This window comes from Archaeoglobus sp. (genome assembly GCF_017656475.1).
In the GTDB taxonomy this organism is placed as follows: Archaea; Halobacteriota; Archaeoglobi; order Archaeoglobales; family Archaeoglobaceae; genus Archaeoglobus.
Genome location: NZ_JACDNT010000005.1, coordinates 12717 through 37530 on the forward strand (window position 1 = coordinate 12717; position 24814 = coordinate 37530).

General features: G+C 44.5%; 24 protein-coding genes and 1 tRNA gene. 14 read left to right on the plus strand and 11 right to left on the minus strand.

Annotated elements, in window-relative coordinates; genetic code table 11:
- Positions 1-48 precede the first annotated feature (48 nt).
- The 4 genes from H0Z19_RS02265 to H0Z19_RS02280 are packed head-to-tail and all read left to right on the plus strand — an operon-like array spanning position 49 to position 4757.
- Entirely contained in the window at positions 49-2013 is a 1965-nt protein-coding gene (locus H0Z19_RS02265; RefSeq protein ID WP_290723400.1) for a hypothetical protein, read from the plus strand.
- A gap of 29 nt (positions 2014-2042) precedes the next feature.
- Positions 2043-2747: a hypothetical protein gene (locus H0Z19_RS02270; protein WP_290723401.1), complete on the plus strand. Its 705-nt coding sequence runs from the start codon at positions 2043-2045 to the stop codon at positions 2745-2747.
- Complete coding sequence (locus H0Z19_RS02275) at positions 2690-4219, plus strand: hypothetical protein (protein WP_290723402.1); 1530 nt, start codon at positions 2690-2692, stop codon at positions 4217-4219. The genes H0Z19_RS02270 and H0Z19_RS02275 overlap by 58 nt, the downstream gene beginning before the upstream one ends.
- A 1-nt stretch (position 4220) precedes the next feature.
- Positions 4221-4757 carry a hypothetical protein gene (locus tag H0Z19_RS02280; RefSeq protein ID WP_290723403.1) on the plus strand — a complete coding sequence of 179 codons (537 nt, stop codon included), beginning with the start codon at positions 4221-4223 and terminating at the stop codon, positions 4755-4757.
- Here the strand turns inward: H0Z19_RS02280 and hisC are convergent.
- From hisC to H0Z19_RS02300, 4 genes are read right to left on the minus strand one after another with little or no spacing between them, the layout of a single operon-like run.
- Positions 4754-5782, minus strand: a complete 1029-nt coding sequence (hisC, locus tag H0Z19_RS02285) for a histidinol-phosphate transaminase (RefSeq protein ID WP_290723405.1) — start codon at positions 5780-5782, stop codon at positions 4754-4756. The genes H0Z19_RS02280 and hisC overlap by 4 nt on opposite strands.
- Positions 5779-6675 (minus strand): hypothetical protein, encoded by an 897-nt coding sequence (locus H0Z19_RS02290; protein WP_290723407.1) that lies wholly within the window; start codon positions 6673-6675, stop codon positions 5779-5781. Before H0Z19_RS02290 ends, hisC begins: the two co-directional genes overlap by 4 nt.
- Positions 6635-7165 (minus strand): hypothetical protein, encoded by a 531-nt coding sequence (locus H0Z19_RS02295; RefSeq protein ID WP_290723408.1) that lies wholly within the window; start codon positions 7163-7165, stop codon positions 6635-6637. The genes H0Z19_RS02290 and H0Z19_RS02295 overlap by 41 nt, the downstream gene beginning before the upstream one ends.
- Positions 7162-8163, minus strand: coding sequence for a rod shape-determining protein (locus tag H0Z19_RS02300; RefSeq protein ID WP_290723409.1), 1002 nt, complete (start codon positions 8161-8163; stop codon positions 7162-7164). Before H0Z19_RS02300 ends, H0Z19_RS02295 begins: the two co-directional genes overlap by 4 nt.
- A gap of 73 nt (positions 8164-8236) precedes the next feature.
- Here H0Z19_RS02300 and H0Z19_RS02305 point away from each other — a divergent pair, with 73 nt between their 5' ends.
- Positions 8237-8812: a hypothetical protein gene (locus H0Z19_RS02305; protein WP_290723410.1), complete on the plus strand. Its 576-nt coding sequence runs from the start codon at positions 8237-8239 to the stop codon at positions 8810-8812.
- Here the strand turns inward: H0Z19_RS02305 and H0Z19_RS02310 are convergent.
- The 7 genes from H0Z19_RS02310 to H0Z19_RS02340 all read right to left on the minus strand — a co-directional run bounded on the left by H0Z19_RS02310 (position 8777) and on the right by H0Z19_RS02340 (position 16633).
- On the minus strand, positions 8777-9919 hold the full coding sequence (locus H0Z19_RS02310) for an iron-containing alcohol dehydrogenase (protein ID WP_290723412.1): 1143 nt from the start codon (positions 9917-9919) through the stop codon (positions 8777-8779). The genes H0Z19_RS02305 and H0Z19_RS02310 overlap by 36 nt on opposite strands.
- The gene (locus H0Z19_RS02315; protein ID WP_290723414.1) at positions 9912-10646 is read right to left on the minus strand and encodes a sulfite exporter TauE/SafE family protein; all 735 of its coding nucleotides are present in this window, start codon (positions 10644-10646) and stop codon (positions 9912-9914) included. Before H0Z19_RS02315 ends, H0Z19_RS02310 begins: the two co-directional genes overlap by 8 nt.
- Entirely contained in the window at positions 10643-11488 is an 846-nt protein-coding gene (locus H0Z19_RS02320; protein WP_290723416.1) for a 3-hydroxyacyl-CoA dehydrogenase family protein, read from the minus strand. The genes H0Z19_RS02315 and H0Z19_RS02320 overlap by 4 nt, the downstream gene beginning before the upstream one ends.
- Positions 11485-12411: an NAD(P)-dependent oxidoreductase gene (locus H0Z19_RS02325; RefSeq protein WP_290723418.1), complete on the minus strand. Its 927-nt coding sequence runs from the start codon at positions 12409-12411 to the stop codon at positions 11485-11487. The genes H0Z19_RS02320 and H0Z19_RS02325 overlap by 4 nt, the downstream gene beginning before the upstream one ends.
- A gap of 1 nt (position 12412) precedes the next feature.
- Positions 12413-14044, minus strand: coding sequence for a thiamine pyrophosphate-binding protein (locus H0Z19_RS02330; RefSeq protein ID WP_290723419.1), 1632 nt, complete (start codon positions 14042-14044; stop codon positions 12413-12415).
- An 11-nt stretch (positions 14045-14055) separates the two neighbouring features.
- The gene (locus H0Z19_RS02335) at positions 14056-15258 is read right to left on the minus strand and encodes an MFS transporter (RefSeq protein ID WP_290723420.1); all 1203 of its coding nucleotides are present in this window, start codon (positions 15256-15258) and stop codon (positions 14056-14058) included.
- Between the two features lie 64 nt (positions 15259-15322).
- A complete protein-coding gene (locus H0Z19_RS02340; RefSeq protein WP_290723422.1) occupies positions 15323-16633 on the minus strand; it encodes a phenylacetate--CoA ligase in 1311 nt (436 codons plus the stop codon).
- Positions 16634-16764: 131 nt separating this feature from the next.
- On the opposite strand from H0Z19_RS02340, the gene H0Z19_RS02345 reads away from it, so the two are divergent.
- The 9 genes from H0Z19_RS02345 to cas3 all read left to right on the plus strand — a co-directional run bounded on the left by H0Z19_RS02345 (position 16765) and on the right by cas3 (position 24812).
- Positions 16765-16838: transfer RNA gene (locus tag H0Z19_RS02345), tRNA-Pro, on the plus strand.
- A gap of 98 nt (positions 16839-16936) precedes the next feature.
- On the plus strand, positions 16937-17653 hold the full coding sequence (cas6, locus tag H0Z19_RS02350; protein WP_290723424.1) for a CRISPR-associated endoribonuclease Cas6: 717 nt from the start codon (positions 16937-16939) through the stop codon (positions 17651-17653).
- Positions 17650-18198, plus strand: a complete 549-nt coding sequence (locus H0Z19_RS02355; protein ID WP_290723427.1) for a nucleotidyltransferase domain-containing protein — start codon at positions 17650-17652, stop codon at positions 18196-18198. Before cas6 ends, H0Z19_RS02355 begins: the two co-directional genes overlap by 4 nt.
- Complete coding sequence (locus tag H0Z19_RS02360; RefSeq protein ID WP_290723429.1) at positions 18191-18520, plus strand: HEPN domain-containing protein; 330 nt, start codon at positions 18191-18193, stop codon at positions 18518-18520. Before H0Z19_RS02355 ends, H0Z19_RS02360 begins: the two co-directional genes overlap by 8 nt.
- 86 nt (positions 18521-18606) lie before the next feature.
- On the plus strand, positions 18607-20136 hold the full coding sequence (locus H0Z19_RS02365) for a hypothetical protein (protein WP_290723431.1): 1530 nt from the start codon (positions 18607-18609) through the stop codon (positions 20134-20136).
- The gene (gene cas7i, locus H0Z19_RS02370; protein WP_290723443.1) at positions 20123-21070 is read left to right on the plus strand and encodes a type I-B CRISPR-associated protein Cas7/Cst2/DevR; all 948 of its coding nucleotides are present in this window, start codon (positions 20123-20125) and stop codon (positions 21068-21070) included. Before H0Z19_RS02365 ends, cas7i begins: the two co-directional genes overlap by 14 nt.
- A gap of 5 nt (positions 21071-21075) precedes the next feature.
- Positions 21076-21732 (plus strand): CRISPR-associated protein Cas5, encoded by a 657-nt coding sequence (cas5, locus tag H0Z19_RS02375; RefSeq protein ID WP_290723446.1) that lies wholly within the window; start codon positions 21076-21078, stop codon positions 21730-21732.
- Positions 21720-22109, plus strand: a complete 390-nt coding sequence (locus tag H0Z19_RS02380; protein ID WP_290723448.1) for a hypothetical protein — start codon at positions 21720-21722, stop codon at positions 22107-22109. The genes cas5 and H0Z19_RS02380 overlap by 13 nt, the downstream gene beginning before the upstream one ends.
- Before the next feature lie 318 nt (positions 22110-22427).
- On the plus strand, positions 22428-24812 hold the full coding sequence (gene cas3, locus H0Z19_RS02385; RefSeq protein ID WP_290723450.1) for a CRISPR-associated helicase Cas3': 2385 nt from the start codon (positions 22428-22430) through the stop codon (positions 24810-24812).
- Positions 24813-24814: the final 2 nt, after the last annotated feature.

The following is a 24814-nucleotide window of genomic DNA, read 5'->3' on the forward strand; positions in this document are numbered from 1 at the left end:
ATTCAAAAACTCGAAAATTTTTTATATATGCTTATTACCATCACAAGCATGGCAGTTGAGAGATTTCGGAAAATAGGGCTCGTAGGGATAATAATTACACTCATAATAATAACCATTAACACTTCAGCGGCAGCACCACTGCAGGTTAACATAGAGGAGAAGATAGGGAGCACTGTTACACCAGATGGCATAGAGAACAACGGCAACGTTCAGTTCAGCTACCAGACAAACGTAACGGGGTTCGTTAACATAACGAACAACGATCCGGATGATTATCTGTACGATGTGTGGGTTGCAGTAGACATTCCGAATCTGAAGGGAGAATGCTCTTATGAGGGTTCAAGGACGGATGTTTCTGCAGGTTCTTCGCTTGCAGTTCCTGACAAAATAAACAAACAGGGAGTTTTCAATACGAGTGGAGCTAACTGCTTTATCCACATACCGGTTTTAGCGCCCGGTGAAACTGTGAGTGTTTTCTACGATGTTAATGACAGTGAAGCAGGTCTCGCTGATGGAGCACCGTTTGTTGTGGAGGAGAGGTACGATCCGTTCAAGATTCCTTCGAGAGGGGAATTCACGTGGACTGTGTATCTTAATGTTTCACCCAATATCACTTGGTTAGGTAATACACAACTACCAAACACAGCAACAGCATCTATGAAAATTGTCAAATATTTAAGCAATGACACAATGCACTTCGGAAGCCAAAACTGGAAGACGCTGAAAGTTGTAGGTACACCCACAACAAACAACGGAAATGTTAATACATATTCAGGAAACTACACAGGAGCGGCTGATAGTACAATTGTCTTTTCAAGAATCAGCCTTAATCTCAATAATCCCTCTAATTCAGTTAACACATCGTTCCAGGTCGAAGGAAACTACACGAGCAATGACGCCTTCACCACTCGGTTTGAGCCGTTTGGCTTTGCGGTTTTCGAGTTCAGTATAAGCAGTGGAAACGTCAGTGGAGCAAAAGTTGTGGATGTTTTTGCATTCGGAAATGCCAGTATCGCAGTAAACAAGAGCGGTCCGGATGCAAACAACAACTGGATGGGCAATGCCACCATAACCAACACTGCAAGTGGGCTTACGTATGTTGTTACGAATGTCACTCTTTGGGCAACTCAGCAGGGAGACTTCTCAAATTATGTGCAGAATAACAACTTTAACAATTTGAACTGCAGCGGAGGAACAGCTCTAGACTCACCAAATGTAATATGTGGTTACGAGCCAAACCAGCAGCTTACAGAATCCACATCTTACACCACTGGAAATATGGAATTCACATACGACCAAGTTCCCATAATCTGGGCAAACGCCACCTTTAAGCTGATAGAGGATGATACAAATGGATGGGGAACAGCAAGCAACACGGCTAATGCTGCAAACATTACATACGGCAGCGACTTTATAGTGATTGAGAAGATATACGTCATCGGAACATACCTCGTTAAGGTTACAAAGTATGTTCAGGCAAATGCAAGTGCTGGAGACAATGTATTCGATGTCTGGCTGGTTGTGGAAAACCTTGGAGGCGAGAGATCTCCGTATGTTTACGTTTACGATTTGATTCCTGAAAGATTTAGCGAGTATAACTGGAACGACAATTGGACAGATGTGAGGCAAGACGGCAACTGGGTTAATAATTCAAGCATGTTTTCGGGAATCGGGAATGTCAATAATCCAATGGGCGGATATACTAAAGGATACTGGTGGAGACTATACCCGCTTGAAGGAGGAGCCAATGGAGACGGAGATTACATGGATTACGATGAAATCGACGCCAACCAGTCAGTGGTTATCTTCTACCAGGTGCAAGGGTCTGGAGACTTCAAAGTCCTCGATGCGTTCCTGGTCGGTATTGACCCAATGCTCTCCATGAACGAGCAGACCTCACCGAAGATAACCCTTGTAAGCGGTGCGAAGGCAACGAGCTATGAATCGGTGATGGCCCTCGCAACGGCCTTTGCTGGACTGGTTGCTATCGTTAGTTACAGAAAAAGAAGTTAATTTTTTAAATTTCACCTACTTTTTTTAAAATGATGGTCAGGAAGTTATTGCTGATTGCATTGCTCCTAATTTTGCCTGTAACCGCTCAGGCTCAGAAAGTTGAGGAAATATCCGACTTCAAAATTACTGTGGATGTTAACTCCCTTGCACATGTTCGTTATGACATCACTCTGAAAAATCTAATCGACAAACCTGTTGTGCCGGGTATAGGTGAGATAAGGCTCCAGAAGGTTGAACCGCTAAAGGTTGCTTTCATCTCAGTTCCTTTTACAGAGCAGAGGAAAGCTGTGAAAGTTTCAGACGTTAAGGCTTATTCTGACGGCAAAACCTTTAAAGTTAGTGTGGAGGAGAAGGAGGACTACACTGTAATTGTTTACGAAATCTGGTATCCGATAGAACCTGGAAAAACTCTGAGCTTTACTGTTGAGTACAACGCAGACATAGTTGACAGCGGATTGCTTTTCAAGTCTGTTACCATTCCTATTGGCACGGACACGGACATAAGGAACCTCGAAATCAATGTCAACTCGAACTGGAAGCTCACGTTTGCTGAACCACCAGCTGGAAACTCTCCGATGTGGAGGGGAAGTCTTCCAGCAGGAAGCATAGCATTCTACACGGCAGAATTCTCGATGTTACCGCTTCCAACCATGCCTGTCAGAGGGTACGTGGTAATATGGGGGGCATTGCTGGGCCTCTTTTTGATTTTGCTGGTTATAGGGTTAAGGAGATGAAGCCCTTACAATTTCTTCTTATCCTGGCCATCCTTATTACTCCCACAACGGCTTGCATTTACGAAATAAGAGAGGTTGTATTCTACCCCAACGCCACCCAGCAGGTTGGAAGGGACTGGATTGTGGTCAACTTCACGAACCCTTACACCTTCGACCTTTACGATGTCAACCTCTCCTACAGGGGGGAATACGTTTATATCCCGCTTATTTCTGCAAACTCAAACCTAAAGATAGACCCCTACAAGACTCTCACTCCAGAAAATTTCCCCCTTGAAGTCGTTAGCACCGCAAAAAGGGAGGGTGGTGGTGTTAACGTTACTTTCACCATGAGGAATAATTACGCTGAGAGTGTTGAAGTAAACCTCACAATACCCAAACCAGCCAATTTTCTGAAATGTGTTGGCTGTGAAGTTGGAGAGGCTCTAGAATTCCGCTCTGAGGTCCCTGCCTATGGCGAAAGGTCGTTTTCAATCCTGGTTTCAGGAAATTCAGTTCAAATACCCGATTCAGACATGTCCTTTGAGCTTAAGAGTTCAGTACCTGTTGATTACGGAGTGGATTTGCTTATATCAATCGAAAAGGAGCAAATTGGAGATAACTGGTCTGCAAAATTCAAAATAAAGAACCCACTCGATCAGGATGTCAATGTGAGCTTCGATGCCTGGTACGTTCTGAAAATTGACGATTACACTTTTACCGAGAGAGAACCCCTTTTTAACGAAACTTTCCATCTTCCACCGGGGGGAAACAGAACGTTTCAGAGCTCTTTGACCAGCGATAAGGTTCCGGTTTTTTACGCAAAGGCTAGGGCCAGACTTTCCGATAAATGTGAGGTTTACGTTTTGCCTGCCACCTTTGTGGAGGGCAACTACATAGTTGGCTGGGCAACTCTGAAAGGCTTCTCCCAAACACTTCCAAGTCCAGGTGGAGGAGGAGGCGGAGCGGGGGGTGGTGCTGGAGGTGCTGGTGGTGGTAGACCATCATCTGGTGGCCAGGTTCCACCTGCCCAACCTGCGCAGCCAGCACAGCCACAGCCTGTCTCACTGCCAATATCTGTTTCTCTTCCCTCTTTAACTGTCCCGGAAATTCCTGTTGAGGTTTTGGAAAGCTACGTTGCAATGATGCTTCCTGCAACTTACGTACTTTTCATGGCTGTTGTTTTCGTTCCCCTGATGACCAGAAGGGGTGTTGTTGTTACATCTGAGGCCGTCACACCTCAAAACTATGCACTTCTGAGAGCTTACGGCAGGAGGATATACTCCACACCATCCAATGCTCTGCCCGGAAGCATTATTATATCTCCCGATGAAGAACTTGTGGAGAGGTTCATAGATATGGGATTGGAGAGAAAGTATGCGGAATCAATCGCCGCTGCAATCATGATAAAGAGACCGCTGGTAACGACGAGAAGAGATGTGGCCGAAATAGCTGTGAGAAACGGCTGCATACCAATGCTTTTGAGAGGTGGTTGATTTGGACGAGTTCGAGGTTGTGCTTGAAGAGCTGATCAAAGAGGTAAGGAGAAGAGACACCGTAGCAGCTTTACTCATCTCAACGTCTTTCGTACTCTTTGGCTTCCTTGCCCTCGTTCTTCTCAACGTTATCAGACTTGAGGAATTCGTGAGAGGAATTTTTGCCATAGTCTCTCTAGTTGTAATCTGGATTTTGATGACTGCTGGAGTGTACATATTGCTCTCAATGCCACTTCCCGAACTTCCACTGAGAATTGTGGCTGACTCAAAGGGTGTTTTGGAACTAAATAAGAGGAATTACGGTGGAAAAGTCTATGTTACAAGAGAGAGCTACAGAAAACTTCCGCCAAAGGTTGGTTTAAAAATGAACCTCGAAGTTATTGAGGTTCCGGAAGAGGACATTGCAAAGTACCTCGACTATGGCGTTGAGCTTGCAGAATGCATAACTGCTGCCAAAAAACTGAAAGCCAAGGTTGTGAGCGACAGGAAAATGAAGGTTGACGGTGTTGAGGTACTTACATCTGACGACCTCTTTTAAATTTCTTTAAAAGCCTCAATTAGCCTGTCGTTCTCCTCAGGTTTCCCAACTGTAATCCTGATGTGCAGCCCTTCCAGCCCCATAACACTCGCATCTCTGACAAGGATGCCTTTCTCAGCCAGCTTCTCCACTACGCCCTCTTTATTCGCCTTTACAAGCACAAAATTGGCATCGGATGAATAAACTTCGAGCCAGTCAATTCTCCTAAGCCCCGCAATCAACCTCTCTCTCTCAGCGACTATTTCTTTCTTGACGTTCTCGTAGTAGTCCAGTGACTTTAATGCAGCAATTGCCGTCTCTACTGCCGGATGACTGATGCTGAAGGGAAGTCTGACCTTCTCAATTGCCTCTGCAATCTCTGCACTGCAAACAGCATACCCAACCCTCATTCCAGCCAAGGCGAAGAACTTGGAGAAGCTCCTGAGCACAATGAGGTTTTCAAACTCCTCAACCATATCTATCTTGGAATCGTCGCTGAACTCGACGTACGCTTCATCAAGCACAACATAATCCGCACTTTCAGCAACTCTTTCGACAATTTTCCTGCTTAAACTGTTACCTGTGGGGTTATTGGGAGAACACAAAAACACGAGCTTCGGCTTCTCCTTTGCGATGGCTTCCGCATCAACATTGTACTTCTCAAAAACGGGAAAGCTGATGGATGCGTTGCGGAGCATGGCATAGATGGAGTAGAGCGTGTAGGAAGGCATCGGAATCACGACTCTGTCAAGCTCCTCAACTATAACGTTGCAGATGCACGAGATTATCTCAGAAGCCCCACAACCTACTGCTATATTCTTCACCTCAAAGCCCGTATATTCTGCAATCGCCTCTTTCAGCCGGAAGTAATCTGCTTTTGGATATCTCGAAATCTTGTTTACGGCTCTCAAATACGCCTCTTTAACCTCCTCACTCGGTTCATACGGATTCTCATTCGAGGCGAGGTTTACAACCTCTTTGTCAGGAAAGTCTTCGGGAAAAAGGCCGGCATCATATGGGTTTATTAATCTGATAACGTTCCTCATACAACCACTTCTTTTAGCTTTTTGACGGATTCAATATCGCGGAAAAAGGGGTCTGCGAGCACGACATGGTCGCAGAGTTGAAGCAAGGACTTTATTCTTGCTTTCACATCTTCAGCACTCCCGCTTATGGTGAAGTTATCGAGCAGGAAGTCTCTATACTTGAAAAGAGCCTCGGCCCCCTCACAGTCCGCAATACTTCCTCCTTCCCATCTTGTTCTAACGAGGGACATGATGTCCACTTTCAGCAGCTCATTAGCAATTCTCTCAAACTGGAACTCCTCTATGAGCCTCCTGCTACCTGTGAAGACTATTGCTGCTGCTAATAACAGGTCTTCTTCATTGTTGCTCGGTAAAATCAAAGCAGGACCGTAGGCTGCCTTGAATGGTGTGTCAGCATAGCGGAGAAGCCACGATATGAACTCCTCTTTCACCGAATTAAACAGAACGCCATCCGTCCCTTTAGAGAGAGCGGTGGTCATTGGGGATCCTGCACCGACAACAACAGGAACGTCAAGATCTTTCAAAAAATCTAAACATTTTTTGAGCCTCCCATATCCTTCCTTTGGGTCTGCGTAGCTTCCCGCTCCTACCCCGACAATGAATCTGTCACCGTATCTTTCTCTCAGCCTTTCAACGCCCGAAACTATTCTTTCACAACCTTTCTGTGCTGAAAGAACCCCGAATCCGACTTTCAGATTACTGCATGAGCTAACAACATCAGCCACCTTGAATGGGTCTTCAAATCCCTCAAATTCCCCAATCCATATTACTCTGACTCCGGCCTTTTCGGCAATTTTGACTCTTTCCTCTATCTCCTTTTCGCTCAAATCGCCGTTTATGTTCAGACCAACCTTACCAATCGAGAAGTTTTTTGACCTTGGGTAGTTTCTCATCCTTTTTCTCTTCCTTGGACTCGACGATGCTTTCAGACTTCGTTTTCGGTCTGTATCCGAGCCTGTCCCCGTAGAGTTCAACTACGAACTTCGCTGCGATCTTTGCTAGGTCGTACATCTTCGCCTCCGTGAGCTCCCTGAACTCAGTTCTGCGTTTATCTTTTCTCTTGTCAACGTAGTATAAGCAGAAAAGACACCTGTAGGGAGATATGGGTGTGGGCTCCTTGTCAGAAAACACGTCTTCGAAAGTCTCAACAGCGCAGTAAGCTCCATCGCTGAACTTGCAGAACCTCACCCTCTCATCTGCAACCTCCTTAGCCACCCTCATAAATTCGTTCAACTCGCCTGTAACCTCTGCCTTCTTTCCCCTTTTGAAAAAGTACCACTCAAGAAGAAGGTAGACGAACTCGGATGGAGTGACGCCAGACTCCTCGCACTTTTTCATCAACAGTCTTTCCATATCTGGCGGAATTTCCACTGTTATCTTCATTTCTTGCTCTTCCTCCCTTTCTTGGTCTCTTCAGCGTCGAGAATTTCGGCTTCAGCCTCCACCTTTCCTCCTTTCTCCTCCTCAACAAGTGACTTAGCGAGGATGTAGTATCCGATGGAGTTAGCCTTTATCGGCTCATCAGGTCTTTTGACGTCCCCAATATCGCTGAAGCTCTCCTTGAACATCTCGTAAACTCCGGGCAGCATGCTTCCTCCACCTGTAATTGCGAAGTTCTCCACCAGCGTCGTCGATAATCCCTCAAGAACGAGCTTAACCCTGCTCGCTATCCTTTCCACCCACGTTTTTACGTAGCCTTCATACTCCGGCATTATTTCGTCCCTGCTGACGCTTACCTTCTTTCCTCCCCTTATCCTTCCAATTTCGTATCCCTCTGTAGTAAGGAGCTTGGTCATCTCTTCAGGAGTTATGCTGATACCAATCCTGTTTCTGACAGCGACTTCAAGGTTCTCGTAAAGCTTGTCAACACCCATCAGCATCGTATCTCCTTTGAGGTACTCCATGTCTGCAATTACGAGCACATCAGTCGTTCCAAAGCCTATATCGACACACACTCCGGTTTCCATCCCCATGTAAGCCATAGTTCCAACAGGCTCAGGAAATATCAGAACCTTCGAATTTAAAGCGGATTCAAGCTCTTTTTTCAGCTCTTCTCTCTCCTTTCGAGACGATTTAACGGGAAGCCCTGTTGCTATAATCCCGTTCTTCACCTTGAGTTTGCTTAGACCGTATTTTGCAAGTTCGAGGTAAGAAGTGTGCAGCACCCTACCCTCATGAAGGGGTCTGAGAACTTCAACGTTTTCCATCGACTGGACTATGGAAAGAGCCTCGTCGCCAATATAAACGCTCTTAGTCTCCCCCTTCAGACTCCAGTCCTTCTCTTCACCATAAGCCACAATGGAAGGATAAAGCAGAACATTTTTACCATCCGCAGTTATCTTGGTGTAATTCGTGCCAATGTCAAGACCAACCGGTTGCATGTTTTCAGTAGATTTACCAATATAAAAAATTTCTTCGGGATAGGTTTTTAAAGGTGTGGAACGATAAAAAACCATGGTAAAAATCAGGCTTCACACGACAGTGTCATCTGATACAGTGAGGAAAATCGAGGATTTGAAGAAAAAATACAGGACAACAAGCAGCGTAGTTGAAAAGGCAGTTGATTTGCTTTATGCTTCTGACAACCTTAGCAGTTTAAGAGAAGATGACATACTAATCCTCGCATTTGTCAAAGAGCTGAACTTCATGCTGTGTGCGAAGGACCACTACACCGCCCTCGCTGAGTGTGATGCTGAGAGGGCTGTGAAAGAAAGTATGATTGAGATGGCCGTCAAGTACCTCTCGAAGAAGCCGATAAGCGACCTCGATTTTGAAGATTTGCTTAAAACTGTTGGAAAGCTCTGGAACCTGTTGAACAGGGCTGAGCATGCTGAGGTGCAGAGGGACGGGGAGAAGATAAACTTCGTCTTCTATCACGACATGAGAAGCGAAGCCGTCTCGAAACTCCACCTTAACCTGTTAAGGTATCTCTACGAAAAGTACTACAGCAAAAAGTATGAAATGAAGGTCGATACCATAACCGTAAACGGCTTCTCAGTACTCTTCCTCCCAAAGAAGTCCGTTAATTGACTTTCTCACGACCTCCCTAACATCCTCTTTTCTCACGATTCTGGGATTTCTCTGAACGTGCTTTTCGCTAAGGAAAATTCTTTCGGTAATCTCCTCAACGTCATCCTCACTCGTTCCAACGTCACTCAGCCTGTAGGGAATTCCAACATCCTTTAATAGCTTGGCAAAACCGATTCCTGCTTTAAGGGCTGTTTCTCTCAAAGATTTGCCCTCCTCACCGAGGGCTCTCGCAATCCTCGCATGCTTCTCAAGGTTCGCGATGGCGTTGTACTGCAGAACGTAAGGCATCGTCATCCCTACACTCCTGCCGTGGGGGCTGTTGTGGATGTGGTTGTGCGCATAGCCGAGCGCATGCCCCAATGAAGTCCCGGCGGAGTTGAAGGCAATTCCTGCGAGAAGAGAAGCAAATGCCATTTGAATTTTGGCTTTAACATTCCCACCATTCGCATAAGCTTCCCTCAAAGCGTTCGGTATAATTCTGAAAGCCCTCTCAGCAAACATGTCCGAGACTGGATTTGAGTATAGAGACGTGTACGCCTCGATGGCGTGGCAGAGTGCATCTATACCAGAGCTTGCTGTCACGTGCTGAGGTGCGGAAATCGTAAGCTTTGGATCAACTAAAGCTGTATCGGCATAGAGAGATTCGTCGTCGAAGACATACTTAACCTCTCTTCCCGGAATTTTGAAGACTGCGAGTTTTGTGACTTCAGAACCTGTGCCTGCCGTTGTTGGACAGAGTATCAGCTTGCATTTTCTCTCAGGCAGCTTTTTTTCCATCAAATCCAGCGCTTTAACTTTTTCTCCTCCGGCAACAGCTGTAAGCTTTGCAACATCAAGAGTGCTCCCTCCTCCAACACCCACCACTGTGTCGAAGGTGAATTGGTCAACGATTTCATCAACAACGCTTATTTCTGGCTCTGGCTCTACATCCGAAAAAACCTCGTAGTCGAAGCTGAAGTCCTGCTCTTCAACAAACTTTTTGACAGCCCTGTCAACGATGAAGATTACTTTTCTACCCTTAAGCCTCTCAACTTCCTCCTCAAGGCTGCACAGCCTCCCCCATCCGAAAACGATTCTCACACAGAAAAATTCAAAGCTTTCATCCAATCAAACCACCTCCATATCTCAGACTCACCACCAAAGAGAGTAAAACGACAACTCCAAGAATTATCCTCTTCAACCTCTCCCCATCCGTCCTCAAAAGTATTCTGCTCCCCACTAAGTATGCGATGAGGATGGAGGGAGCGAGAGTGAAAAAATCGGCCAGAATTTCGGAGTTAACATGGCCAAAGGCGAAAAACGCTGAGAGCGTGACGGTATCTATGACCACTAAATACGTAATCATAAAGCTCCTGATGTAGCTTGCCGCATAGCCCTGATTTGCAAGTGCGATTACGATTTGAGGGCCGTTGACGCCAGTTATAACCCCCATTGCTCCGCTGAGAAAACCCATGCTGAGGAAAAGTGGTTTGGTTCTTTTTACCTTTAAGTCCACACCAAAAAGCATGACGGCAGCCATAATTCCCATCCCAATTCCTATCGCAAGTCCAATGATTTCCTGAGGTAAGAAGCCGAAGAAAAGAATTCCCACGGCTATCCCGGAGAAGGCTCCCAGATAGATTTCCTTCAGACTGAAGTTCATCCTCTCCTTGAAAAGAAAAATCAGGTTAACAAATGATTCAAGGAGGATTATGAGAACCACGGCCTCTTTGGGGGGCATCAAATTGGAGAAGATTGGAGAGAGCAGAATGGCGCTGCCAAAGCCTGTCACAACTCTGACTGTAAAAGCGGTTAAGGTGAGAAGGAACATTGCAGCAATTGTTGGCTCATTCATTGCAGTCCCAGAAACTCCAGCAGTCTTCTTAGCTTCTCAACCCTCTCCTCATAGGCCTTAGGTCCGTATTCGTATATTCCCTTTCCTGCCTTCACTCCTACCTCTCCCCTCTCTATCTTCTCCTGCAGCCACTGAGGTGGCTTGAATTTCTCATCGCCAAACCTGTTGTAGAGGTAGAGGGAGGCGTAGTAGGCAACGTCAAGGCCGATGTAGTCGAGATTGCCAAGAGGGCCAAAGAGAGTGTAGAGAAGTCCAAGATGGTGCTTCCAAACTCTGTCAATCTCCTCACCTCCTACACCTTCTTCAATCATTTTCGAGGCTTCGCTGAGAACGGCTGCGTTAAACCTGTTTACGAGGGACTGACTTCTGCAAACAACGACCTCCTTTCCAAGCCCTTTCAAAAAACTCTCCACAAAGGAGATTTCCTCGCTGTCCGTGTATTTCGAAATAACGATTTCGACGAGGGGCATCACGTGTGGCGGGTTCATCCAGTGAACTCCCATAAACCTCGACGGATTCTCAAGTTTCTCCGCTATATCATCAACGCTTATAACAGACGTGTTGGAGCAGAGAGTAGCTTTGGTGAGCTTTTCAATCTCTCTTAGAACTTCAACTTTGGTGTTAAGGTCTTCAAAAACAGCTTCCATCACAATGTCACAGTCTCTGGCCTTTTCAAGGGAGGTCGTAAACTCCACTCTTCTCAAAAGCTCGTCTGGAATCTGCTCTCTTGCAGCCTCCAATGCCTTTTCGCTGACATCCTGCAGAATAACTTCATGCTTCTCTGCAATGGCCATAGCAATCCCTCTTCCCATTAGCCCCGCTCCAACCACCATAACCTTCATTCTTTCACCTCTGCAAGCGTTCTAAGGTGGTCTTCAACAATTTCCTCTGGATTTTTCCACCTTATCTCCCAGTCAAGCTCTTCAATTCTGCTGTATTTGTCAATAACTCCTGTTTTCTCCACCATTTCGGTCATGAGCGTCCATTGCTGAGCTATTTTTTTGCTTTCATCATCAATCCTGAATTTTGGTTTGAATTCAGGTATGAATTTCTTCACCGCTTTCATGATCTCCTTTATTGAGAGGACAACACCACCAGCGTTGAATATAGGTTGTGAAACGCAATCTTTACTGTAAAGCTTGAAAACAAGCTCTGCAGCATCCTTCACGTAGAGAACCGGGAGCTTGGCTTCCTGGGGCAAAGATATAACGGACGAACCTTTGAAGAAGGCATCATCGATTAGGGATGAGAAAACAACACTTGCCCCCAAACCTTTCCTCAGGGGACCTATGAGGATTGGCAATCTCACAGCTCTGAAGTCTATCCCGTAGTTGTATCTGTAGTAAGTTCCGAGAATTTCGGAGCACGCCTTGGTTGCTCCATAAAAGGTTGTTGGGTCTCTGTAGGAGAATTCGGTAAAGGGATAGCTTTTCGGGCCGTAAACGGAATGGCTGCTGGTGAAAACGACTTTTTTCACGTCAAAAATCCTGCACGCTTCGAGTACGTTTAGTGTTCCTTCAGCATTTGCTCTAAACGCATCCATGTGACTTTTTTCAGCCTTTATAGAAAGCTCTGCTGCGGTATGGATAATGCCATCAATATCGTGCTTCCTGAAAACCTCAGCAATATCTGACCATGCTGTAATACTACCAAACTCGAAAACACCTTCCTTACTCTCCTTTAAATCGAGAATTACCGGAGATTCGAAGTGTCGAGCTACAACCCTTCCCAGAAATCCTGCTCCTCCTGTGATCAGTACCGCCATCCTACCCCTCCGAACCGGTAAGAAGGTAGGCGAGGGGCGATATTTCTTCGAGCTTTACCCTCACGTCCAGAACCGCAGGCAATCCAGAGTCAAAAGCCCTGTTCACAGCACTCTTCACATCCTCTGCTTCCTCCACAATCTCCCCATACCCACCAAGGCTTTCGGCAAACTTGTCGTACCTGGCGTTCGGGTTGAGCATAACCCCATACATTGCCCTTTCCGGTGATTTGGTCGAAAGAAGCCTCGTGTGATTAACAAGTCCCCATGCTGAATCATTTACCACGATAACAACGATCTGCAAGCCGTGCCTGACTGCCGTGTCTATCTCAGCGCCATTGAAGAGGAAGCTCCCGTCTCCCGTGACAACAAAAACTCTTTTTTCAGGTTCAGCCGCCTTTGCAGCTATTCCCATCGGAATGCCAGCCCCAAGATGACCGAATGGCCCCTGGGAGCTTATAATCTTGCCTTTTTTGAGGTAAAGTAAACCCCATGCCGTAGTCTCCCCTCCGTCGAGAATGACAATGTCATCCCTTCTTAAGACTTCATTCAGTTCCTTCATGAGCCTCTGGGGCTTCATGGGCTTCTCTTCTCCCTTTGCTGCTTCATCAAACATCCTGTCCACTCCCTCCATTATAGGTCTGGTCCAGTTCTCGAATCTCTTCTCACCCTTAAGCATTTCCAGAGCCTTGGAGAAGAAGAATCCTGCATCACAGTTTATTGCAACATCAACATACCTGTTTTTGGCGAGCTCGTAAGCATCTACATCAACATGCACGGCTTTGCCTCTGAACTTCTGTCCAAAGCCTAAGAACTCGTCAAACCTCGTCCCAACGACAATAACCAAATCGCTTTGCATCACCGCAGGAGACGCTGAGGCTTGACCAGCAAACAGGGGGTGGTCTGGAGAGATACAGCAACTTCCCAGCCCGCTCACGCAGACCGGAATTGAAAGCCTTTCAGCAAACGCTCGCATCAGATTTTCTGCTCTGCTCCAGTAAACTCCAGCCCCAACCACTAAGAGGGGCTTTTCTGCGTTCTGCAGCATTCCAAGAACTCTGTGGATGTATTCATCCTCACATCCCACCCTGCCGGTGTATCTGTAGTTACTCGGCTCTGCAAACTCAACCTCGCCCTCAAAGTCCGCATTCAAGACGTCCTTCGGGATTTCGAGAAGTGCAGGTCCGCACCTCCCGGACAGCGCTCTCCTGAAAGCCTCTTGGATGTATTCGTGTAGTCTGTGAGTGAAGGGTACGAGCCTTGACCACTTTGTATACTCTCTCACCCAGAGGTAGCCGTCAATCTCCTCGAAAGCCTCTCTATCGAGATTCTCGTACTTGCTGTGCCCTGCGATAGCTATTACAGGACTTGAGGCGTAATACGCCTGAGCTAAGGCGGGCATCAGATTTGCCAGTCCGGGACCGGTGGGGACAATGCAGAAACCCGGCCTTCTTGTAACTCTAGCGTAGCCGTCAGCGGCATTGCCTGCAGCCTGCTCGTGCCTTGTAAATACTACTTTCACACCTTCGGCCTCCAAATACTCACAGACTGGCAGAATTTCCCCGCTTGGCAAAGTAAAGGCACAGTCTATTCTCTCTTTCAACAAAGCTTTTGCAACAGCTTCAGCACCGTTCATAACACCACCTGTTAGAATTCCTCCAGCTCTCTCCCTTTCGTTTCAGGAAGAAGCCACGGGAATATGCACATGAGAAGGAACGCGATACCCCCAAGCAACATTCCGTAAAGCAGGCTTGAGAAAGTCGCAACGTAGCCGACAATTAGCCCGCCCACAGACAGACCTCTTGCAACGCTGAAGATTACGGATGTAGCTGTCGCCCTGACTTTTGTGGGGAACATCTCGCTGCTCCATACTCCAAAAAGGGCGTGTGAGCCAAAACCAACAGGTATGATGAAAAGGGAAAGTAAGGCAAGACTGGGGTTGTAGTTTATCAGCGTGAAGTAGGCGAGCATGAGACATCCGATAAGCCCAATTGAGGCAGAGAAGGCAAAGCTCGACCTTCTGCCGATGTAATCGCTGATGAGACCGAAAAATGGCAGAACAACCATGGCGACAAGGGAAATCTGCAGAACAATCAAGCTTGCCTCTTCTGGGCGGTAGTCGAACTGCCTTATGATAAACGTTGGAGACCAGTCAACTATTGCGTGATAGGCAAATTCCGCAAGCCAGAACAGGAAGGTTGCAAGAGCGAGCATTTTTAAAAGATTCCTGTCTTTGGCTATCTCTTTAAGGCTAAGCGCTCTCTCTTCTTCAACATGCTTTTCCCATATTCTCGACTCCGGCAGGTATTTGGCGAAGAGTATCAGGAATGGGATGGGGTAGAGTGTAACGAAAAAGCATGCCCTCCAGCCGTAAATCGGGTATATCAGGGAAACTGAAAGTGCAGAAAGGATGAAGCCGAAAACGAAGGTTGCGTGAATCAGCCCTCCGAACAACCCCCTTCTTTTCGGGGAGTAGAACTCGCTCATGTAGGTGAATGCAAGCCCCCAGGTCACCCCCATTCCCGAAATGAGCCTCAAGATTGCAAGAGTCCAGAAATTAGGGGCAAAAGCTGACAGTACGCTGAAAACCGCAACCCAGAGTATCGAAAGAATCAGAGCGTTTTTCCTTCCGAACCTGTCCCCCATCTCTCCGAAAAGCATCGCTCCAAATATGCAGAAGATGTACTGGGCGGAGAATATGAACCCAACTTCGAGCGTTCCAACGTTGAAGTCATTCATTATAGGCTCAGCAAGGAAGTTTAGCAATGTAAGCCCCACAGCGTCATGAGACCAGCCAATAGCAGCTGCAAGAAGGACAATCAGTTTCTCGAACTTGGAGAATGTATCCATGAAAAACTTAATGAATTAAAAAGCTAAAAATTTTATGCGAATAAATATGCACAGAATGCACATTTCAGAGCTCTTTTCTGAGATCGAGAACTCTCTTGGCTTTCCCCTTTGACCTCTCAATCGTCCCCTTCTCAACCAGTTCCACATTTGTCCTCAGCCCAAGCTCCTTCTGAAGCTCCCTCTGGACTTTTTGCTGTAGCCTCTGCAAGTCGAAAAGCTCACCTGTGAAAAGCTCGTCCCTGACCTCAACTCTGACGGTGATTTCATCAAGACTGCCGTTTCTGGTAATCACAACCTGGAAGTGGTCTCCAACCTCAGGAATCTGCATCAGCACATGCTCTATCTGGCTCGGAAAGACGTTTATTCCCCTTACGATTATCATGTCGTCGCTTCTGCCCAATATGCGGTGTATTTTAGGATGCGTTCTCCCGCAGGAGCAATCTTCATCCATTATGAAGGTTATATCGCCTGTTCTGTATCTCAGCACTGGCAAAGCCTCTTTTGTCAGAGATGTGAGGACAAGCTCGCCTTTCTCTCCATCAGAAACAGGTTCTCCCGTCTTTGGGTCGATGATTTCAACGAGGTAGTGGTCTGCCCAGATGTGCAGCCCGTTCTGCTCCTCACACTCGAACGCCACTCCCGGGCCATTCATCTCACTCAAGCCATAGCTGTCGTAGGCTTTTATGTTGAAAGCATCTTCAAGCCTTTTTCTCGTGTTCTCACTCCATGGCTCTGCACCGAAACATCCAATCCTCAGGCTCAGCTTATCATCTAGGCCGAGTTCTTCAGCAACCTCCTTGACGTGGAGCGCATAGCTAGGAGTGGAGTGTATTGCTGTTGTCCCAAAATCGGCCATGCATCTAACCTGCCTTTGTGTGTTTCCCACACCTGCGGGGATGACCATCGCTCCTATCCTTTCCGCTCCATCATGAATTCCTAAGCCACCTGTGAAAAAGGCGTAGTTTGCCATGTTCTGGAAAACATCCTTTTTTCTCACTCCGACCATGTAGAGGCATCTCGCGACAAGGTTGATCCAGTTTTCAAGGTCGTTGGCTGTGTATCCTACAACTTTCGGCTTTCCAGTTGTCCCGCTTGAGGTGTGAAGCCTGACGATTTCCTCCTTTGGCACTGCAAACAGCCCGAAGGGGTAATTTTCGGCAAAGTCTTTTTTCGTGGTGAATGGCAGCTTTGCGACGTCTTCAAGTCTTTTTATATCGTCAGGATGAACTCCCGCAGCCTTGAGCTTTTGCCTGTAATGAGCTACATTCTCGTACGCGTGCCTCACTACCCACCTCAACCTCTTAAGCTGAAGCTCTCTCAGCTCTTTCTTTGGCATTACTTCCTCCTTCTGCCAGTAAAGCTCGCTGTAGGCCATTCTTATCACCATGATAAAGTGTATCTTTCTGTCATGAAGGAGGCAGGATTTAAATACTTCACCATACTGTTTAATTCAATAAGATTGAAGAGCAAAAGGCTTTAAAAGCCACGGCCTTTATTTATCCCTGAGGGGCCGTAGGGTAGCCTGGTGATCCTCTCGGCTTTGGGAGCCGGTGACCCGAGTTCAAATCTCGGCGGCCCCATTTTAAAATCGGTCGATAACGTGGTTTACAATTCCTCGATTTTGGATTCGTCAACAAATCTAAGTTAAAGTTAAATAATAGCATGTTTTGCTATTATTATGCGTATAAGGGTTGATCTGACACCCCCTGAGGGTGTGGCCAAGATTGACCTGAACTACTCTTATTATCTCGCATCCCTCATATATCGGGCGATAAGCTCTGTAGACAAGACCCTTTCTCTCGAACTCCACAGTCCTTACGGCCCCAAGCTTTTCACCTTCAGCAAGCTCTTTGCTGAAAACTACAAAATTGACGGAGAGTGGATGGTGATAAAGGGATCAGCCCACTTCTTCTTCTCCTCACCAAAGAACGAGATGTGCGAGAAGTTCGTCGAGGGGGTTCTGGCTAATCCAGAGGTGAGTGTTGGAGATGCGCAGTTTCTCGTCACGGGTGTTGAGGTTTTGAGAGAGAAGAAGATAGGAGAGAAAGAGAAGTTCGTCACCCTTAGCCCGATAACCGTCACAACAGTTGAACATCAGGGTTACTCCAGAAGGAGCGTCGACCTCTACCCGTCAGATGCGAGATTCTATGAGATTCTGAGGAGAAATCTCGTGAAGAAGTACGTCGCCCTCCACGGTAGAGAGCCGGAAGATGCTGAGTTGAGGATAAAGCCGATTTCTGTGAAGCCGAAGAGGCTGAGGATAAAGAACACGTTTCACCGCTGCTCCGAGATGGTTTTCGTAGCAGAGGGGAGCAAGGAGCTTCTTGATGTAGGATACAAGGCGGGGTTCGGGAGCAAGAACTCAATGGGCTTTGGGATGGTGAAGGTGGTATGATGTGGGGTATGACACGAGATATTAGAATAACCGAAAAGATCAAAACTATTAGATTTTTCTCACAATCTCACAAAGAATATGTAGCAAAAGTGCTGGAAAGGATTGTAGAGTTCTATGGCGACCAGCTTGTATCTCTCGCTGTTTTTGGCTCCTATGCGAGAGCGGAAAATAGATTAAACTCAGATCTTGATATCTTGTTGATCTTAAAAACTAATAAACCAAGACACGAAAGGATTAGAGAATTTGTAGAGAACATTGAAATGCCATTGGAGTTTCTGGCCCATAGACTTATTGACGAGGGCATATTTATGGAGTTATCACCCATCATTTTGTCTGAAGAGGAGGCCAAATACTTCAATCCTGTTTATCTGGATATGGTTGAGCATTCAATTATCATTGTTGACAGAGGTGATTTCATTAGAAACATTTTGGAGAGAGTTCGCGAGCAAATGGGCAAGTGGGGGAGCTACAAGGAATTCGTAGGGGGCAGGTGGATGTGGGTTATAAAAAAGGGCGAGTTTGTGGGAGGTGAAAAGCTTGGATAGGCTCTCTCAGGATTATTTAAAGAGGGCAAATATAAGACTGGAAGTTTTAGAGGTATTTTACAGCAAAGGTGATTATGCAGATGTGGTTAGAGAAGCCCAAGAAGTTGTAGAGCTAGTGCTGAAAGCCGTTTTGAGAAATGCTGGAATAGACGTCCCAAAAATACACGATGTGAGCAGGATTTTAGAGAAATATAAAGACCTGCTGCCAGAAGAGATAAGGAAAAATTTAAAGAGGATCGCTCAGATATCAAAAAGACTTAGGAAAGAGAGGGAGTTGAGCTTTTACGGCGCTGAAGATTTCATACCGCTTGATGACTGCTGAAGAGGCTTTGCAGGCTATAGAAGATGCCAAATTTGTTGTTGATGTTGTGAGGAGGGCGTATGGTGGGTTGTAGAGGGGAAACCTGTATGAACATTGAAATCAACGTATTTAACGACCCATGGATGGATAGCGGAGTTGAGAATTTTTACAGAATTCTTAGTGAATTGGAATCATGCGAAGTAGAATTAACAAAAAACTCGATGGTACTCAGGATAAAAGATATACAGGAGTTCGTTAAAGAGCTGACAAGCATTGTGATTCACAAAAGGCAGAATTTAATCGTTATTGAAGAGGATAAAAAAACAAGGATTAAAAAAGAGGTTAAGAAAGATCATGTAATCATTCAGGAAGAGAAAAAGGTCGGCGGCAAGGTTGCTTTAAAAGAAGAAATTTATAAGCCTGAAAAAACAGCCGAGATTATTTCTAGTGTTTTTGATTTAAAGGAAGGAAAGAACACGTGCATTCTGTGCGGGAGGAAATACAATAAAAGTATTAAAAAACTCCAGCAGGCGAACTATCCATTTGTTACAAAGATAGCCAGTTTAAGTGGAGTAAGAAGTTATAAAGGAGATGGAGTTTTATCGCTTAAGGAATATTACGACAATCTATGTCCTCTCTGCTACTTTATAGGCATCCTTGAATGGACGGATGAGGCGCTGATTTACAGAACGTTCCCAGGAGAGAAGTCATATCTATTTATGCCCTATTTCGACAATCTCAAAGACCTTCACGAGTTCAAAAAGCTTTGTATAAATGCAGGAATATTGAATAATGCTGAAAGGTACTCCAATATTAAGGTAAATCCCAAAGCCCAAGATGTTGAAAACACTCCTGGAGAGTATTCGACGCTACTGTGTTTTTACGAAAAGTTTGTTGAGAACGCAACAGATGAAATAATTGCCAGTAACTGGGCTGTGTTGCACATACCATTTGGAGCGGTTAAGAACGTGAAAATAGATTTCCTGAACATCGATGAAGGCATTCTCGGAGTGATAAAAGAGCTAAAAGAGAGTGGAGAGTTGGAGAGAATTTATTCGGACCTTATGAGAAAGATGTATTTCTTCTCCCAAAACAAGAACACTACAGACTGGGATACTACGAGAGAGATTCAGGAAAATTTATCAAAATACTTTTTACTGGACGATTTTAGGAAGTTTACAAACAGTCTACTTCCAAGGAAAGGAGGTTATGTTTTCTTTTCTTCTGAGGTTAGACAAAATTTGGAGGAGTTAATTTTTGAATGGAGGTGGAAGAAAATGAGTGTTGAGAAGGATAAGCTTGATGCTGTTAGAAATGTAGGGAGAATCGTAGCAAAAATTTCAGAAAACAATGCATCACCTATATACAAACTGGACAAGGTAAGAACTATTAATGAGTTCTGGAGCGTGCTCCGAGAGATCTCAAGGAAACTACCGAGTTTGAATGAAGAGAAACTTAAAAAGATAAAGCCAACGGCGCTGGATGAGGTAATTCAGCTCACTAAGGAAATCGTTGAGAGAAACAAAGATGGATGGAGAGAGGTAAGGGATTTAATCGTCGTTTACGCTTCAATGTACTACTCTCTGGACAAATTGGGGAAGAGATCAGAAGGAGGTGAAGGAGATGAGGGGTATTGAGGTGGTCTGGTTGTCTCAAACAGACCTAACGAATCTAAACGCTGGGGAGGGAGAGGCAAACTTCATTGACATCAAGAAATACAAGAAAAATGGTGTAGAATATCCGTACGTTTCTGGACAGGCAATGAGATACTACTTCAAAGAAGCAATCAGAAGAAATCTTGATGGAGAATATATGTGCGTTCCAAACGATAAAGGGGAGACTTGCGGAAACATCAAAGACTGTATCGGATGTGACCTCTTTGGCTTTATGACGACCATCAAAAAAGGAACCGTCATTCCGGGTTATCCACAAGGACATCCAGGCGGTGCAATGACAAGAGTGTCTCCGGTAAAGGTTTCTCCGGCTATGGGATTGTTGCCCTTCGAAGAAAACGCTGTGGTGGATTTCCTGACAAGAAGGCACAGGATGGAAAAAGGAGAGATGAGGGGGGATATCGTTAACGTGGAGATCGGAGTTAATTTGTACAAATGCGGCATCGCGATAGATGTTGCAAGGGTTGGAGGGGAAGAAAAAGTCAATGAGAAAACAAGAAGCGTAGAAATAGAATACTATGCAGATACAGACACAAGGAAAAAGAGAGTATCCAAGGTCATTGAGGTGCTTCGATATCTTTCAGACTATTCAAAGCAGGCAAGATTGCTTACGGATTTCACACCAGACGTAATTCTAATAGCTTTCCAAGATGTATATTCGCACAGACTTCAGAAGGCGCTCGCTCTAAACAATGGTGGGCTTGATTTAGAGAGGCTCGAAGCAGTTATCAACGATGTTAAGGAATATAGCCCGAAAATTATCGCTGGAATTTTGCCTGGTGTTGTTGAGAACGAGAATAAAGTAAGAAATAAGCTTGAAGAGCTTGGTGTCAAAGTGAAGAGTACCAACGAGGCGATAAAAGAAGCTCTGAATTACCTTAACAAGCAAGAGCTGTGATTACTATGCCACTGCTCGGGTTGAAGTTCAGAATCGACTGCCCGTATTTTGCCACATTTAGAGAACCGACATCAACATCCCTTATTTTAACTTATGTTATCCCACCTTACACAACAATTAGAGGTGTGATCTCGAACGCTCTTGGATTGTCTAGGGATGATTTGAGGGTTCAGAACTGGTTTAAGATCGGGATAAAATCGCTGAGATTTGAGAAGAGCAGGGAGATGGCAAAGATTCTGAAGCTGAAGGGGACCGGCAGGAAATACGAAAGAACTTTTCCGTCATCACCGATGTTCAGAGAGTTTCTGGTTGAGCCCAGTTACGAGGTGTATCTGGTCGGAGATGAAGATAAAATCAGGAAAACGTATTTAGCTCTTTTAAATCCGGCAAGACCCCTCTATCTTGGAGGTTCGGATGATCTCGTAGATTTAGATGTTTTTGAGCCAGTAGAAGTGGAGGAGACAGAAACAAAGGAACTATGGAGCGTTGTTGGTGGTGTCCATGAGGGTTGCGTGGTGGAAAAAGTTCCGTATAAATTCGTGAAAGTCGGGAGAAGGTTTGATGTGGTGTATAAGACGGTGTCGATTCCCGTACAAAGCCCCGTTAGAGGAATCTTCAAAACTATGAGTTTTGGAGAAGGAGAAAGCGTATGGATGACTTGATTCCCACTAGTATAGATGATTTTGTTGAGGATTTCTTGAAAAATGCTCTTGAAGTAGATGTTTTGGACTATCAAAAAGTAGAATCAGGCGGAGAAGGATATACAGTCATTTATGTCTGTAATTTGAATTTTGATCAAATTGAAGTTTTACAAAGCGTAGGATTTGAACAGATTAAAGATGATTTGTGGATTTTTAATGGTTTTGAAATAGAAATCGACAAATTAAAAGATACACCTGTCATAAAATATTTTGAAAACTTACAAAGAGAAGAATGGACTAAGTTGATAAACTTAAGGTGCGAAGTTGATCATAATTTTTATGGAAAGATCAAAAAACTATATTTCGAAGTACACATAACACTCCAAAAATCGCCTTAAAATGGTATGGTAAGTTAGCATTAGACGAATCAACGTTTAATGATTTTATCGTTGATCTGAATAAACTACTAGTAGAGTCTGTACCTAGAAAGATTGGAGAAATTTGTGGTTCCGACTTTTTAAGGGGTGTGAGATATGTTAGAAATACAAGAATTGCTCACGACTCGAGCGAAATCAAACAATTAAGAGCCGCGGAAGAATATCTTAACAATTTAGTTGGTGCCAGCTATCTTAGATATTGGTACCATTACGTAAAAGCTCAAATTTGCATTATCCAAGACGGAATAGATTTTTTAAATGAGATCAAATCTAAGGAAGGTGAGATCGTTGAAATTCTTACCAATAGCCAAACTTGAAATCAACAAAAACGGAGAAAAATACTTTCAGACACTGGAAGGTCATACGGTAGACGCACTCAAAATACTGAAGATATACATTAAAAGAAATCGTGAAATAGTAGATCAGTTCTGTGAAAGATGGAAACTAAATAAAGAAAAATTTCTAAGAAATCTTTTTCTGACTGTTTATCTGCACGACATCGGCAAATTAACCAAGGAGTTCCAGCAAAACATAAGGCAGAACAGAAGATCGCAAAGGTATCCTCACGCATACTATGGATTCTTTCTGCTCCACGATTCCTTTACCGACACGATTATTGATGTCCCTATAGAACTTGCCCCTATTTTAGGGCATCATACGCAGCTTTACGACAATCTTTACTCAGATTATAACCAATTCGAAAAACCAACTTTTCTGGAAGAGGAGATCAGAAAGTTTGTATCAGATGCAGCAAGAATATACAAAGAACTGGGTTTTGATGAATTTTTCAAATTCGACGGCTTCACTCTTAATGACATCCCGAAATTTAGCTGGAATGGTATCGAGAAAGCTCGGAAGAGGTTTGTCAGGAAAATAAATATGTACGTGAAGGAAAATAAAGATTGGGAGCGAGTGAAGTCAGTGTTCTCATACATCTTTGCAATACTCCAGACATGCGATGATTACGCAAGTGTTGGCTTCAGAAAATTCGTTGAGAATGGCAAGGAAAAGGGAGGCGTTTTTGGCGCGGTTCTTAAAGACGAGGATGCAGGTGAATATGTTCCTGTACTGCAAATAGATGACCCTGTAAAAGCGGTTCTTGGAGACAGAGAGCCCTATGAATTCCAGAAAAAGGTAATGAGCTCGGGAAAGTTCGTAACTTTATTTGCACCGTGCGGGAGAGGTAAAACCGAAGCGGCACTTCTATGGGCTCTCAATATTCTCAAGAAGCATAAAAGAAACAAGATTATCTTTGCGATGCCAACTCAAACTACAAGCAATGCAATGTATGATCGTTTTATTCACGATTTCAAATTTGGAAAAGAAAATGTTGGACTTTATCATGGAAGAAGTTTTATTAAACTAAGAGATGAGCTTAAAAAGGAAAAAGAAGAAGAATTTGATGAGGAAAAAGATGCGGAAGAGCTCAGAAGCGAGACTTTTAAGGGGAATATTTTCTTCAAGCCAGTAACCATCACAACTGTAGACCATCTGATTTACTCATTCGTTAAGGGCTTCAGCCAAGCAGATTTTGCTTTTGGCAACTTACAAAACGCAGTTATCATTTTTGATGAAGTACACTACTACGAAAAGTACACTCTGGAGCACTTACTCGCTCTCTTCAAACTCCTGAGAAAAATGGACATTCCACACTTGGTAATGTCGGGAACACTTCCAGAATTTATGCTCAAAAAACTTCATGATTATGAACATGTAGTCGACTGGGAAGGATTGAAATTCCAGCCGTTTAAAATTGAACTGGATGGAGAGACAATATTTGATAGTGAGGTATTGGAAGAAATTGCAGAAAATTATCGAAAAGGGTTAACGCAATTTGTGATTCTGAATACTGTAGAGCGGGCTAAGGATCTCTACAAGAAATTAAAGGAGAAGCTAAAGGAGTCCTTTAACCAGCCGAATATTATGCTTTATCACTCTCAGTTTACGTATGATGACAGAATAAAAAAGGAGAACGAGATTTATCAAAGAATTAAGCAAAAACCTTTCGTTCTTGTTGCTACGCAAGTTATAGAAATCTCACTTGACATTTCATGCGATGTTATGCATTCAGAGCTTGCTCCACCCGACGCTCTTGGCCAAAGGGCAGGAAGACTCAACAGAAAGGGAAAATTCTGGAAGAATGAAGTGGAACACAAACTGAAAATTTACATACCAGAAAATCACCTACCATACGATGAAAAATTAATCAACAAATCTAGAGAGATTATTGTGAATTACCAGAAGCCAGTGAGTTATAAAGAAATAAAAGAGCTGTGTGACCTTGCTTATGCAGAATATGAGCTCGGAAAAAGCGACCTCCTTATATTTTTCAAAAAATGCGCTGTGTTCGGTGAGCACTGGAGAAAGGTTGCAACTGAAAGCGAAGAAGGATTGAGATTTAAAGTTAGAGAAGAGAATGTTCAGTATGTAGACGTTATTCCGGAATGTATTTTTGAAGAGAGTAGAGATAATGCCTTGAGAGTTCAAAATACGGCTAAAATACCACTTTACTATTTACTAGAGGATTTAAACTCTGGTGGTGGAGCCTTCTATCTCTATGAGACGCCGGAAAGGAAAAGAGCGTTCTGGATTTGCAGATACCCGTACAGCTATGAAATAGGGTTTGATTATGGTGTAAAAACTGATAATCTGAATATACTTTGACG